13 protein-coding genes are annotated in these 13,678 nt (G+C 58.0%); 4 read left to right on the top strand and 9 right to left on the bottom strand.

The window, feature by feature from the left end; translation table 11 throughout:
• Positions 1 to 461 (bottom strand): septum site-determining protein MinC (gene minC / locus D8U18_RS13885; RefSeq protein WP_131107825.1); only part of this gene is annotated, 461 nt, incomplete at its 3' end.
• Positions 462 to 579: 118 nt separating this feature from the next.
• Here minC and D8U18_RS13880 point away from each other — a divergent pair.
• From D8U18_RS13880 to D8U18_RS13865, 4 genes are all read left to right on the top strand, one after another.
• Positions 580 to 1,512 (top strand): lipid A biosynthesis lauroyl acyltransferase, encoded by a 933-nt coding sequence (locus D8U18_RS13880; protein ID WP_056853850.1) that lies wholly within the window; start codon positions 580 to 582, stop codon positions 1,510 to 1,512.
• Positions 1,513 to 1,546: 34 nt separating this feature from the next.
• Entirely contained in the window at positions 1,547 to 2,716 is a 1,170-nt protein-coding gene (locus tag D8U18_RS13875) for a patatin-like phospholipase family protein (RefSeq protein ID WP_056853849.1), read from the top strand.
• A 73-nt stretch (positions 2,717 to 2,789) separates the two neighbouring features.
• Positions 2,790 to 3,374: a hypothetical protein gene (locus tag D8U18_RS13870; protein WP_131107824.1), complete on the top strand. Its 585-nt coding sequence runs from the start codon at positions 2,790 to 2,792 to the stop codon at positions 3,372 to 3,374.
• A gap of 6 nt (positions 3,375 to 3,380) precedes the next feature.
• Positions 3,381 to 5,585 carry an RHS repeat-associated core domain-containing protein gene (locus D8U18_RS13865; protein WP_131107823.1) on the top strand — a complete coding sequence of 735 codons (2,205 nt, stop codon included), beginning with the start codon at positions 3,381 to 3,383 and terminating at the stop codon, positions 5,583 to 5,585.
• Positions 5,586 to 5,665: 80 nt separating this feature from the next.
• Here the strand turns inward: D8U18_RS13865 and D8U18_RS13860 are convergent, their stop codons facing one another.
• From D8U18_RS13860 to puuE, 8 genes are all read right to left on the bottom strand, one after another.
• Positions 5,666 to 6,451 carry an outer membrane protein OmpK gene (locus tag D8U18_RS13860; protein ID WP_056853847.1) on the bottom strand — a complete coding sequence of 262 codons (786 nt, stop codon included), beginning with the start codon at positions 6,449 to 6,451 and terminating at the stop codon, positions 5,666 to 5,668.
• A gap of 374 nt (positions 6,452 to 6,825) precedes the next feature.
• Positions 6,826 to 7,611 carry an outer membrane protein OmpK gene (locus D8U18_RS13855; RefSeq protein WP_056853846.1) on the bottom strand — a complete coding sequence of 262 codons (786 nt, stop codon included), beginning with the start codon at positions 7,609 to 7,611 and terminating at the stop codon, positions 6,826 to 6,828.
• Between the two features lie 193 nt (positions 7,612 to 7,804).
• The gene (locus D8U18_RS13850) at positions 7,805 to 9,157 is read right to left on the bottom strand and encodes a nucleobase:cation symporter-2 family protein (RefSeq protein WP_131107822.1); all 1,353 of its coding nucleotides are present in this window, start codon (positions 9,155 to 9,157) and stop codon (positions 7,805 to 7,807) included.
• Positions 9,158 to 9,338: 181 nt separating this feature from the next.
• Positions 9,339 to 10,643 carry a urate hydroxylase PuuD gene (locus D8U18_RS13845; RefSeq protein WP_130905393.1) on the bottom strand — a complete coding sequence of 435 codons (1,305 nt, stop codon included), beginning with the start codon at positions 10,641 to 10,643 and terminating at the stop codon, positions 9,339 to 9,341.
• Positions 10,644 to 10,694: 51 nt separating this feature from the next.
• Positions 10,695 to 11,198 carry an ureidoglycolate lyase gene (locus D8U18_RS13840; protein WP_056853843.1) on the bottom strand — a complete coding sequence of 168 codons (504 nt, stop codon included), beginning with the start codon at positions 11,196 to 11,198 and terminating at the stop codon, positions 10,695 to 10,697.
• A 137-nt stretch (positions 11,199 to 11,335) separates the two neighbouring features.
• Positions 11,336 to 12,331, bottom strand: a complete 996-nt coding sequence (gene alc / locus D8U18_RS13830) for an allantoicase (protein WP_131107821.1) — start codon at positions 12,329 to 12,331, stop codon at positions 11,336 to 11,338.
• Between the two features lie 88 nt (positions 12,332 to 12,419).
• Positions 12,420 to 12,935, bottom strand: a complete 516-nt coding sequence (gene uraD / locus D8U18_RS13825) for a 2-oxo-4-hydroxy-4-carboxy-5-ureidoimidazoline decarboxylase (RefSeq protein ID WP_056853841.1) — start codon at positions 12,933 to 12,935, stop codon at positions 12,420 to 12,422.
• A partial coding sequence (puuE, locus tag D8U18_RS13820) for an allantoinase PuuE (RefSeq protein WP_131107820.1) occupies positions 12,932 to 13,678 on the bottom strand: 747 nt, incomplete at its 5' end. The genes puuE and uraD, both read right to left, overlap by 4 nt.

Below are 13,678 nucleotides of genomic sequence, written 5' to 3'. Positions count from 1 at the left end.
GCATAAATCTGCTGGCCACCGCGTACTGGCGAAGTGATGATTTTGGTCGGTTTGATCGTCGGCTCCGGCGGTTTTTCCGGTTTTTTTGCAACGGCGCCTTCGTTCAGGTCCAGCGCACGCTCACGCGCACCGGAGGGCGGCAGCACCGGCAGATCGACCGCGATGGCCGCTGCGATGTCTTCAATGCGGCTGGCACGGATCGCCAGGGTGCGCAGGCCATGCTGGCGGCAGACGCGCATCAGGCCCGGCAGATCGACCGCACCTTCGCTGGCCGGGAGTTTGTCCAGGGCCAGTACCAGCGGCGCATTGCTGAAAAAACCAGGCGCCTGGGCGACCTTGGCGGCCAATTGCCGGTCGAGGCCCTCGAGGTCGTTACGGGCCAGTTCCAGCACCGTAATGGCGAGCATGCTGCCCTTCAGCTGGAACACGGGATCTTGGTCTAGCGGTTCGGTTTGGCTCATGGTCGGCATACAACGACTTGTCACTAAAAGTGCCGAGACTTATAACGAGAACGCCCGCAGGCCGCAAGCCGGGTCGAACGATGTAGAATGCGCGGCCATTGTCTTAACGGATGCATTAATGGACCGCCCGCGTTTTCGAAAAACCTTTCTCTCTCCACGTTTCTGGCCGCTGTGGTGTGGCTTGGGGCTGTTGTGGCTGATTGTCCAGTTGCCGTATCCGGCATTGTTGTGGCTCGGTCGCGCGCTCGGCGCCTTGATGTATCGCGTGGCGGGCGACCGACGGCGCATCGCCAAGCGCAATCTGGAGCTGTGTTTCCCGGAAAAGTCCGCGGCCGAGCGCAAGCGCCTGCTCAAGGAAAACTTCGCCTCCACCGGCATCGCGTTTTTCGAAATGGCCATGAGCTGGTGGTGGTCGCGCGAGCGGTTGGCGAAGCTGGCACATATTGAAGGGCTGGAGCATTTGCAGCAGGCTCAGCGCGAAGGCAAGGGCGTGATCCTGATGGCGGTGCATTTCACCACCCTGGAAATCGGTGCGGCGCTGTTGGGCCAGCAGCACACCATCGACGGCATGTACCGCGAGCACAAGAACCCGTTGTTCGACTTCGTCCAGCGCCAGGGACGTGAGCGCCACAACCTCGATTCGCTGGCGGTGGAGCGTGAAGATGTGCGCGGCATGCTCAAGCTGCTGCGTGCGGGGCGGGCGATCTGGTACGCGCCGGATCAAGACTACGGCGCCAAGCAAAGCATTTTCGTGCCGCTGTTCGGCATCCAGGCTGCAACCGTCACCGCCACCAGCAAGTTTGCGCGGCTGGGCAAGGCGCTGGTGGTGCCGTTCACCCAGGAGCGTCTGGCGGATGGCAGCGGTTATCGTCTGGTCATCCATGCGCCGCTCGAAGGCTTCCCCGGCGAAACCGAAGAGGCCGATTGCCTGCGTATCAACCAATGGATCGAAGGCGTATTGCGCGAATGTCCGGAGCAATACCTGTGGGCGCACCGCCGCTTCAAGAGTCGTCCACCGGGCGAGCCCAAGCTCTACGCAAAACGCGGTTGACCCGCCGCCCCCAATAACACCATGGAGTGTTGCAATGAGTCCTGCTGAACCGGTAACTGGTTTGATTCTTTCCGGTGGCGGGGCGCGGGCGGCCTATCAGGTGGGCGTGCTGGCGGCAATTGCCGAGCTTTTGCCCCTGGGTGCGGACAATCCGTTTCCGGTGATTGTCGGCACCTCGGCCGGGGCGATCAATGCAGTCAGCCTGGCCAGCGGCGCCACGGATTTTCGCGCTGCCATCGAACGCTTGACGGTCTTCTGGCAGGGCTTTCGCAGTCGCCTGGTGCTGCGCAGCGACTGGCCTGGCGTCATCCATCAGGCCAGCCGCTTTATCAGCCACAGTTTGCTGGGCCTCGGTGCTCAGGTGCCGGTTGCGCTGCTTGACAGCTCGCCGCTGCGCCGTTTGCTCAACGACAAGTTGCAGATGACCGGCATCGCCGAATCCATCGCACAAAAGCAGTTGAAGGCGGTGGCGGTGACGGCATTCGGTTACGAGTCGGGGCAGGCCGTGACGTTTTACCAGGGCGGCGGCACAATCGAAGCCTGGTTGCGTCATCGCCGGATCGGCGTTCCTGCGCAATTGTCCGTTGATCACCTGCTGGCCAGTTCAGCCATTCCACTGCTGTTCGCCCCGGTGAAAATCGGCGAGGAATATTTCGGCGATGGCGCGGTGCGGCAGTCAGCACCGATCAGCCCGGCGCTGCACCTGGGCGCCAATCGTGTGCTGGTGGTGGGCGTCAGCGGCAACCCGCGAGGCGTCGACCCCGAGCATCCGTTGCAACGTGTCTACACCGGCCAGCAACCGACCCTGGCGCAAATCGGTGGGCACATGCTCAACAGTACGTTCATCGACAGCCTGGAAAGCGACATTGAGTTGTTGCGCCGCTTGAATCAGTTCAGCCACCTCATGCCTGACGGTACACCGACGCGCACCTTGGGCGTGGCCCCGGTCGAGGTGTTGGTGATTTCACCGAGTCAGCCAATCGACGAGATCGCTGCACGTCATCGCCAGGAACTGCCGGCGGCATTGCGGCTGTTTCTGCGCGGACCGGGCGCGACCAAGACCAGTGGCGCGGGCGTGTTGAGTTATCTGCTGTTCGAGGCGGGGTACTGCAGCGAGTTGATTGATCTGGGGCGGCGCGATGCGTTGGCCAAGCGCGGGGAGCTTGCGCGGTTTCTTGGGCTTTCGGGATCTGAAAACGATTGAACTGTCAGTTGTGACAGTAGACGTTTGCGTGCTTCTCCTATCAGATTGAAGCCCTCTTGCAGAGGGTTCGAAAATGGCGGCTGCAGAATGGATTGATGCGCACACACCGAGCGTGTCGGTGGTGGATTCGCGTGGTTTGGCTGTGCGAAATATCGCCTATTGCCGTCATCCGAGTAGCCCGTCCATGGAGGCTCGCATCACCCGCAATCACTTTGACGCAACCGGACGACAGGTGTCCTCCTGGGATCCACGATTGTGGGGCACGGCACCGCAACCGAACCTTGAAACTACCTTTGATTTGCAAGGCCGGGCTCTGCTGGTGGAGAGCGTCGATGCCGGTTGGCAGCTGAGTTTAATGAATCAGGCGGATGCGACCTGTTGCTTCTGGGACGGGCGCGGTAGCCAACGTGACACTGAATACGATGAGCTTCTGCGTCCGATCACTGTCACCGAACAAATGGCGGGGGAACCGGCGCGTGTTTCCGATCGGTTCGCGTATGCTGATGCCGATCATGAATTTGCCTTGCATAACCAATGCGGGCAGCTGATCTGTCATGACCATCCGGCCGGCAGCCGCCGCCTCTGCGAATACGGTGTGGGTGGTTTGCTGCTGTCGGAGCGAATGCGCTTCTTGCGCGATCTGGATCCGCCGAATTAGTCGCCTGTGTTCGCCGATGCCGGACTGGAAGACGAGGTGTTCGAGACAACGCAGCAGTACAGTCCCTTGGGCGACATGCGCAGTCAGACTGATGCCGTGGAAAACGTCAGATCGTTCGCTTACGACCGGGCCGGGCAGTTACGTGAGACTCGATTGAAGCTGGCAGGTGCTTCAGAAGAACCGCGCCTGCTGGTCAGTGAAATTCGCTACGACGCCATGGGTTTTGGCGTCAGCGAGCGCGCTGGAAATGGTGTGATTACCATCACCCGTTATGCAGGTGAAGATGGACGTTTGTTGCAACTGCAATCTTGCAATGCCGAGGGCAACCCGGTTCAGGATTTCAGTTATGTATACGATCCGGTCGGCAATATCACCCGCATCGAAGACAAGGCCCAACTGACGCGTCATTTCAATAATCAGCGAGTCGATCCGCTCTGTTGCTATGTCTACGACAGTCTTTATCAACTGATCGAAGCCACCGGCAGTGAGGTCATTCAGCCGAGCTACGGCCCTGCGTTGCCGCCGTGGCACACCACGCCGCTGGACCCCCAACAGTTGCGCAATTACACCCAGACCTTCAATTACGATTGCGCCTGCAACCTGAAAACCCGTCATCACAGCGGCGCGCAAACCTTCGAAATGTTTACTTCGCTGCAAAGCAATCGCAGCGTCGCGGATAAGGAAAGTCTTGCGGACGGGTTCGACGCCAATGGCAATCAGCTGGAGTTGTTGCGCGGGCAAAAGATGAGCTGGGACATCCGCAATCAGTTGAGCCGGGTCACGCTGGTCAAGCGTGACGACGGCCCCGACGACACCGAGTGTTATTACTACGACAGTCCTGGGCATCGTTTGCGAAAGGTCCGACTTACCCAGACTGCGAGTCGTACATTACGCGCGGAAGTCCGCTACTTGCCGGGGGTGGAAATCCACCGTGATGCGGGAACGGGTGAAGAGCGGCATGTCATCAGTGTCGAGGCCGGGCGCAGTCAGGTTCGTACCTTGCACTGGGTCACGAAGTTGCCTCGTGACGTTCGTAACGATCAACTGCGGTTTTGCCTGAGCAATCATCTGAACTCCAGCACCCTGGAGTTGGACGAGCAGGGTGGCGTGTTGAGTCGGGAGGTTTATTACCCGTTTGGCGGCACGGCGTTGTGGGCGGGTGCCAGCGAAACTGAAGGCAAGTACAAGACGATTCGTTATTCGGGGAAAGAACGAGATGCGACGGGGCTTTATTATTATGGGTATCGGTATTACGCGCCGTGGTTGCAGCGGTGGGTGAGTGCGGATCCAGCGGGATGTATCGATGGTTTGAATCTATTTAACTTTGTTCAAAATAGTCCAGTGAAAAACCATGATCTTGACGGTCGTGTTTATGAAGGGGCTGACGATGAGATTGAAAGGTCTTTTGTCCGAAAAGGGTACTCTATACTGGCTCGTGGGCTTGACAAATTTCCCCAGGTTGAGCGTGACCTTGTAAATGAAAGTATGTTTGAAGCAAACAGTTTTATGATCAGTGCACAGGAGATGGTGAAGCACTATCCGGAGGAAAGTAAAGATATTTTAATCGCCTATTTTGGTGAATATTACAAAAGTATCGAGGACAGAGTGGTTGATGCTTGGCGTGACATAGGGGCAGTGTTGTCGGAGCTAAATTCTTCTGGCCTGGGGGCGGATAAAATGGTCAAACTAGATTTTCCCGAAGGAGATACGTCAATTGCAAAAATTAGAACGGATGATAAATATGGAAGGATTTTTTTCAATAAAAATTTTCTGAATGATACTGAATTTCTGTCGATTGTGATTGCTCACGAAGTTAGCCACCTTGGGACAATTTCTGGTATTAGTGCAGAAGGGCCTGAGACAGATGATTATTGGTATTTTCCCAGTATTAAACAGTCAGATTTTGAGAGGGATGATTTTGTAGGTTCGGATGATTTAAATGCGGCTCGTGATAACTCTCGAATAATACTGGATGGAAAATCGGGTAATTTTTTAAAAGAGGTCGATAATGCGCTGAAAAATAATATGCTTAAACGGGTTTTAGAGATGGTGGCTGGAACTGAAGTGGTGACGAGTAATAGCGATGCGGTTGATATATTCAATAGTCATCAGATTTATCGAAGTACTATGGCCTCCGAAAACGCAGATAGTTTGGTCTATTCTGCTTTTGAGTTGCATATCAAGTATCTGTTCCTCAATAAAGTAGGGTAGGGGTATGAGTTGAAGTTGATATATGTTCCTCCCTGTGGGAGTTTTATCCACAGGGAGGTTTTAGCCGTCTTTTGCTTTACTTAAAAGTGAACCTTAACCAGGAAACTGGTCACGCTCTGATCGGTCTTGAAGCCCTGGCTGTCTTCAATCCCGTACTTGTTCTTCCAGTAGTCATACTCGACACCGACGTACAACTGCTTCTCTCCCAGGCTCAGCGCCTTGCCCAGGTCGTACTTGATCTGTGGATTGAAGTGCAGGTTGGCGTGATATTCGCCTTTGTCGTTGACGTCGTTGTCGACCACCCAGTCCATGAAACCATCGATCAGGATGTCCGAGTCGCCGACCGGGACGGTGTAGGACCAGACTGGCGAGACTTGCCACACGTCATCACCCGGGCGACCGCCTTCGGTGTGACGGTTGTAGAAGTTCAGCTGGAAATAATCAAAGCCCGGAATGGCCAGATCGAAACCCGGACCGATCAGGTAGGACTCGGTGTCGTTTTCGCCGAACTCGTAGGTCATGGCCAGCAGCACGTCTTTGATCGGGCCGAATTCGACTTTCTGGTCGAAGATCTTGTTGAACGACAGCCGTGGGCTGAGTTCGCCGTAATGGGTGTTTTCACCGGCGAAGCCGTCTTCCTTGCCGTTGTAGAAAATCTTGTCGATAAAGAAGAAGTTATCGCCGTATTTCCAGCCATCGGCGTGTTCGAAGGTCACCGTCTGCTGGATGCGCGGATTGACCTGGAAGTCTTTGCCATACAAATAAGTCAGGCTGTTGTTCTGCCATTGCAGCAGATCGCCCGCCATCGCCTGACCCCCCGCCAGCATGGATCCCGCCAGCATCAGGCTAGTGCACGTACGTTTCATTCGGTTGCTCCCAAAAAGTAGGTGTTCCACGTATTTTTTTAAGGTCGGCGCTCTGGTGTGGCGCCTTTTTTCGTTGCGGTAAATATTCATCCAATCGGTCAGCTTTCATGCTGTTAGCAAGAGCTGCGCCAAGGCATTCGAAAAGCAAAAAAACTCCCGCTCGGCTGCTCAAAAACAGTCGATTGAGAGGGGTATGGGGATGCCTTGATACCGTCCAGAGCCGGGATAAGTTGGCTTTCTGGTCAGGAATTAAATCCGGGCTTTTTTTTAAAGCGGATTCAGGCGGCCGCGGAGAATACTGACTCCTTGGCCAGGTCTCAAGTGCCCCGCAACAGCGCACCGACGACAGGTGTGGCGCACGGTTGCGGGTCATTTTAGAAATGCACCTTCACCAGCAGGCTGGTGGTGTTTTCATTGGTATCGAAGTTCGCGGTGTTTTCGATGCCGTACTTGTCTTTCCAGTAGCTGTACTCGGCGCCGACGTACACCTGTTTCTCCCGCCAGCCGAGGGCTTTGCCCAGGTCGTACTTGATCTGCGGGTTGAAGTGCACGTTGGCGTGATAGGTGCCGCGCGAGTTCTGGTCGTTATCCACAACCCAGTCGATGTAACCGTCGATCAACAGGCTCGAATTGCCCAGCGGCACGGTATAGGACCAGGCCGGGGTGATCTGCCAGACGTCGTCGCCGGGGCGCGAACCTTCGGTGTGGCGGTTATAAAAGTTCAAGGTGAAAAAATTGAAGCCGGGGATCGCAAGGTCGAAGCCGGGGCCGATCAGGTAGGCCTCGGTGTCGTCTTCGCCGTTCTCGTAAGTCATGGCCAGCAGCACATCCTTGATCGGACCGAATTCGAAACGGCGGTCGAGGATTTTGCCGAGGGACAACCGCGGACTGAACTCGCCGTAATAGGCGTGGACGCCTTTGTTCCGGTCTTTCTCGCCGTTGTAGTAAGTGCTGTCGATGAACATGAAGTTGTCGCCGTACTTCCAGCGGTCGGCGTGCTCAAAGGTTATCGTTTGTTGAATCGACGGGTTGACCGCGAAGTCCTTGCCGTACAGATAGCTCAGGCTGTTGGTCTGCCACAGCAGCAAATCGCCGGCCATGGCCTGGCTAGCAGCCAGCAGGCCAGCACCCAACAGCAGGTTGGTTGTTGTCCGAATCATCTGTTGCTCCCTCTTGTTGTTATTTTCAAGGCGCAGCAAACCCCTACCCTGTAAGAGCGAGACTGCTCCGGGCGGCGTTCCGACGATGGTCGTCAACGATTACGCGTGTTATCTGGATAACGCGGTGTTCTCGGGTTCATCGTCGGAACGCCGCCCGGAGCAGGCTCGCTCCTACAGGGGCGGCGTTTCTGTCTTAGTGGGCGTGGCAGTCGTTGATGGCCGCGCGCTCGGCGCCGCCAAGAATGTTGAACAGCAGGTTCAGCGTGAGCGCGCTGAGGGTGGCCATGGCGATACCGCTGTGGGTGATCGGGCTCATCCACAGCGGAAGGTGGGCAAAAAATTCCGGACGGACCACCGGGATCAGGCCCATGCCGATGCTCACCGCTACCAGCAACTGATTGCGACGGTCACCGATGTCGGCCTCCTGAAGAATCTTGATGCCCGTGGCGGCAACCATGCCGAACATCGCAATCGCCGCGCCACCCAATACCGCTGGCGGAATCGACGCCACCAGGAATGCGGCCTTGGGCAACAGGCTCAAGACGATCAACAAGCCGCCGGCGACGATGGTCACCGAACGGCAGCGTACGCCGGTCATCTGCACCAGGCCGATGTTCTGGGCGAAGGACGAGTGAGTGAAGGTGTTGAAAAAGCCTGCGAAAAACGACGCGCCGGCATCACACAACAAGCCGCGGCGCAGCATTCGCGGGCAGACTTCCTGGCCGGTAATTTTGCCCAGCGCGAGGAACATCCCGGTGGACTCGACGAAAATGATTACCACGACAAGGCACATCGAAAGGATCGGCGCGAGTTCGAACTTCGGCATGCCGAAGTGCAGCGGGGTGACGAATTGCAGCCATGGCGCTTGGGCCATGCCGCTGAGGTCGACCATGCCGAGCACACCACAGAGCACGTAGCCCAGGCACATGCCGATCAGCACGGAAATGTTGACCCAGAAACCGCGCATGAAGCGGTGCACCAGCAAAATGGTACCCAGCACCAGCGCGGCGATGATCAGGTAAATCGGTGAACCGAATTGCGCGGCATCCGCACCGCCGCCGGCCCAGTTCACGGCTACGGGGAACAGCGACAAACCGATCGAGGTGATGACCGTACCGGTCACCAGAGGCGGGAAGAAGCGCACGACCTTGGACATGAACGGGGCGATGAGCATGCCGAAGAAGCCGGCAGCGATAGTCGCACCGAAGATGCCTTGCAAGCCAATGCCAGGCATGCCGGCCATGGCGACCATGCTGCCGACAGCGGCAAAACTGGCGCCCATCATCACCGGCATGCGGATGCCCATGGGGCCGATACCAAGAGATTGAACGATGGTGGCGATGCCGGCGACCAGCAGGTCGGCGTTGATCAGGAAGGCGATTTCTTCACGACTCAGGCCTGCGGCCTGTCCGATGATCAGCGGCACCGCGATGGCGCCACCGTACATCAGCAGAACATGTTGCAGACCGACCAGAATCAGTTGCAATAGGGGCAATCGCTGAATGGCGGGTGCGTCGGGGATGCGTGCTTTGGAGAGCTCGGACATGCAACACCTCGGATCTTTTTTATTCTTGTGATTTTTATAAGGCAGACCTGTGGCGAGGGAGCTTGCTCCCGCTGGACTGCGCAGCAGTCCCCTTCTTTTCAGATAGAGAGGGGGCCGCTTCGCAGCCCGGCGGGAGCATCCCTTGCCACAAAAGCCCGCTTGTCACAGGCTTTTGTGTTGCTTAGTTGGTCGGAGCTCCCTGCACAATCCAGGCGCCGATCAGGTCACGTTCCTGCTGAGTCATCTGAGTGATGTTGCCCAGTGGCATGATCTGAGTGGCGACGGCTTGAGCCTGGATCCGCGCGGCGTTCTGGCGGATCTGCTCGGGGGTGTCGAACATCACTCCGCCCGGGGCTGCGCTGAACAGTGGGCTGGTCGGTTTGGCCGAGTGGCAGACCGAGCAGCGTTCCTGAATCACACTGTGCACTTTGTCAAAGCTCGGACCGGCGTTGGTCGCTTGCGCCGGGGCGGCGGCAGGCGTTTCTGCGGGTTTGGCTTCGGCCGGTTTCAAGCCACCGCCCACTGCAGTTTCCGGCAATGGCTGGTATTCGATGGCAGCAGGGGCCTTGGCTACTTCGGGGGCGCTGGACATCGGCTTCGGACCGGACACGTACGCCAGGCAAATCATGCCCACCGCTGCCACCGGCAGGGTCCAGGCAAATTTGTGGCTGTCGTGACGGGTGTTGAAGTAGTGACGCACCAACACCGCCAGCACCGCGATCCCGGCCAGAATCAGCCAGTTGTACTGGCTGCCGTAGGTGCTCGGGAAGTGGTTGCTGATCATGATGAACAGCACGGGCAAGGTGAAGTAGTTGTTGTGACGCGAACGCAGCAAGCCTTTGGCCGGCAGGGCCGGATCCGGCGTACGGTTCTCGGCAATCGCAGCAACCAGTGCCCGTTGCGCCGGCATGATGATGCGGAACACGTTGCCGACCATGATGGTGCCGATGATCGCGCCGACGTGCAGGTACGCACCACGACCGCTGAACACCTTGCTGAAGCCATAGGCCGCGCCGATGATCAGGACGAACAGGATGAAGCCGAGCAGGGCAGGGCGTTTGCCCAGGGCCGAGTCGCAAAGGAAGGAGTAGACGAACCAGCCGATGAACAGCGAGCCGATGCCGATGGCCACGCCTTCAGGACCGCTCAAGGTGCTGCCCGGAGCCAGCAGGTAGAGCGTCGGGTTGGAGTAGAACACCACGCACAGCAGCGCGATACCCGACATCCAGGTGAAGTAGGCTTCCCATTTGAACCAGTGCAGGTTGTCCGGCATGGTCGGTGGAGCCAGTTTGTATTTTTCCAGGTGGTAGATACCGCCGCCGTGGATCGCCCATAAATCACCGGCCAGACCGCTTTTCGGGTTGACCCGATTGAGGTTGTTTTCCAGCCAGACGAAGTAGAACGATGCGCCGATCCAGGCCACACCAGTAATCATATGAACCCAGCGCACGCTCAGGTTCAGCCATTCCAACAGATGTGCTTCCACAGTCTTTACCTCTCGCCTGTCACTCTTGTTGTCGAGTGATCAGACCTTCTCTTATTGGTGGGGGGCGAGGATCAAACGCTCATCCTCTTTGAAAAAATGCTCATCGCAGTTATTGCCTGTGCCACTGCGATCAACCACCAGGAAGTCATCCCGCTTTTCGATCGTCAGCACCGGGTGGTGCCAGACGCCGCGATGGTAATTGATGCCCTGCCTGCCGTTGGTGACGAAGGCGCGGACCAAGCCTGATACAGGTTCATCGCCAACTGGCGCGACCACGATCAGAAAGGGGTTGCCGAGCAGCGGAATGAAAGCCTGGCTGCCCAGCGGATGGCGCTCCAGCATGCTGACGGTCAGCGGCATGTCCTGCGCGTCGGCGCGGAAAATGCTGATGATCGCTTTGTCCTCCGGCGTAGCGGTTTCCACCGTCGCCAGTTTATGGAAGCGCATGGTCGAACCGTTGTTGATCATGAAGTGATCGCTGCCGTCGGTTTCGATCACGTCACCGAAAGGAGCGAAGGCTTCTTTGGTCAGCGGTTCAATCGTCAATGTGCGCATGCTGGTCTTCTTACCTTGAATTCTGTGTTGATTATTGTGGCGAGGGAGCTTGCTCCCGCTGGACTGCGCAGCAGTCCCTTTTTTGGGGCCGCTTCGCAGCCCAGCGGGAGCAAGCTCCCTCGCCACAGGTTCAGCGCTTACTTCGCAACCTTGCCCAATACGCGCAGGCGGCTGACGCCACCGTCCGGGAACACGTTCAGGCGGATGTGGGTGATTGGGCCCAGTGCCTTGATCTGCTCGGCGAAGGTGTGTTCGGCGTGCATTTCCAGCTTCTGGCTTGGCAGCAATTCGCGCCAGAACAGCGACTGGGTTTCGATCTGGCTGTCGGTGCCGCCTTTCACGAACGCGCCCTGGATCGAGCAGCTGTCCGGGTAGTTGCCTTTGAAGTGCAGGGTGTCGACGATGATTTTCTCGATCTCGCCCGGGTGCCCCAGCGCGACGATCACCCAGTCATTGCCCGGGGTGCGACGACGTGCGGTTTCCCAGCCATCGCCCATGTTGATGCCACGGCCCGGGTTGAGGATGTTGCTCATGCGGCCGAAGTGTTCGTCGGAGCAGGCGAGGGCGCGGCCACCATTGAGGGCTGCTGCCAAGTCCACTTGCTCGTTGTCGCCCACAGCGGACCAGTCGCGGAACGGAATGCCGTACACGCGCAGACGGGCAACACCGCCGTCCGGGTAGATGTTGAAGCGCAAGTGGCTGAACGCCTGGTCGTTGCTGATTTCGTGGTAGTGGTGGCTATTGCCTTGCAGCTCGACGGCGGACAGCACTTCAACCCACTGGGTGTTTTCGTTCGGCTCGCCTTCGGCCAGGAAGCAGGCTTCCAGGGACGCCGACGGCGGGAAGTTGCCGGTGAAGAATGAAGTGTCGATGTCCACGCCTTTGATCGAGCCCGGTACGCCCAGGCGGATCACCGCGCTGTCGTAGCCTTCGAAGCGCTTGCGGCGCGACTCCCAGCCGTCCATCCACTTGCCGTTGTCATCGAACACGCCCTCCTTCCACACGGCCGGGGTCGGTTGGAACAGACGATTGGCGTCTGCGAACCAGTCATCGGTGACCGAGATGATTTTGGTGCCCAAACGGGCGTCGGCCAGGTTGACGAACTTCTCGAAAGGTACGGCGTAAGCTTTCATTCTTCTTGTCTGCCTTTAATAAGTTGGCTTGGGATGCTTGCAAGGCCCTGGGTACTGTTTGCGTTTGAAAGTACTCGGGCCAGGCTTGCTATAGGGTCAGTAATCGGAACAGGGCGATCTTGTTGATCTCCGCCAGCGCGCATTTGAATTCGGTGTCTGCCGAGTTGTGAATGCGCGTTTCGAACGCCGCGAGGATCTGATGCCGGTTGCTGCCTTTTACCGCCATGATGAAGGGAAACTTGAACTTGGCTTTGTAGGCGTCGTTCAGCTCGGTGAAGCGCTGGAACTCTTCGGCCGTGCATTGGTGAATACCGGCGCCAGCCTGTTCATTGGTGCTGGCTTCGGTCAGTTGGCCCTGGACGGCGGCTTTGCCGGCCAGGTCCGGGTGAGCGTTGATCAGGGCCAGTTGGCTTTGCTGATCGGCACTCAACAGGATGTCGCTCATGCGCTGGTGCAGGGTTTCGATCTCGTCGATCGAGGCGTCCTGGCCCAGGTCGAAGGCCTTCTCGGCCACCCATGGCGAATGTTCGTAGATGTCGGCGAAGGCTTTGACGAAGGCGTCGCGGCTCAAGGTCGATGGTTTCACTGTTTGAAAGGCGCTCATTTCGCGGCCCCTTGGTACGGGTGGGTTGCTTGCCAGTGACGCGCGATGTCGACGCGGCGGCTGAACCACACCTGTTCATGACTTTTAGCGTATTCGATAAAGCGCTTGAGCGAAGCCAGACGCGCCGGACGGCCGATCAGCCGGCAGTGCAGGCCGATCGACAGCATTTTCGGGGCTTCGGCGCCTTCGGCGTAGAGCACGTCGAACGCATCCTTGAGGTATTCGAAGAAGTCGTCGCCCTTGTTGAAACCCTGGACCTGGGTGAAGCGCATGTCGTTGGTGTCCAGGGTGTAGGGGATCACCAGGTGCGGCTTGCCGGTCGGGTTGTTCGGTTCCCAGTAGGGCAGGTCGTCGTCGTAGGTGTCGCAGTCGTAGAGGAAACCGCCTTCTTCCATCACCAGCCGACGTGTGTTCGGGCCGGTGCGGCCGGTGTACCAGCCCAGTGGGCGCTCGCCGGTGATTTCGGTGAGGATGCGGATCGCTTCGAGCATGTGCTCGCGTTCCTGAGCTTCGTCCATGTACTGGTAGTCGATCCAGCGGTAGCCATGGCTGCAGATTTCATGGCCGGCCTCGACCATCGCACGGATCACATCCGGGTGACGCTGGGCGGCCATGGCCACGGCGAAGATGGTCAGCGGAATGTCGAATTCCTTGAACAGCTTCAGAATCCGCCAGACGCCGGCACGGCTGCCATACTCGTAAAGCGATTCCATGCTCATGTTGCGCGCGCCTTGCAGCGGCTG

The organism is Pseudomonas sp. Sample_10 (assembly GCF_004321495.1).
In the GTDB taxonomy this organism is placed as follows: Bacteria; Pseudomonadota; Gammaproteobacteria; order Pseudomonadales; family Pseudomonadaceae; genus Aquipseudomonas.
Note: the sequence above shows the minus strand (reverse complement) of the source record. Positions and strands in the feature narration are given on the sequence as shown.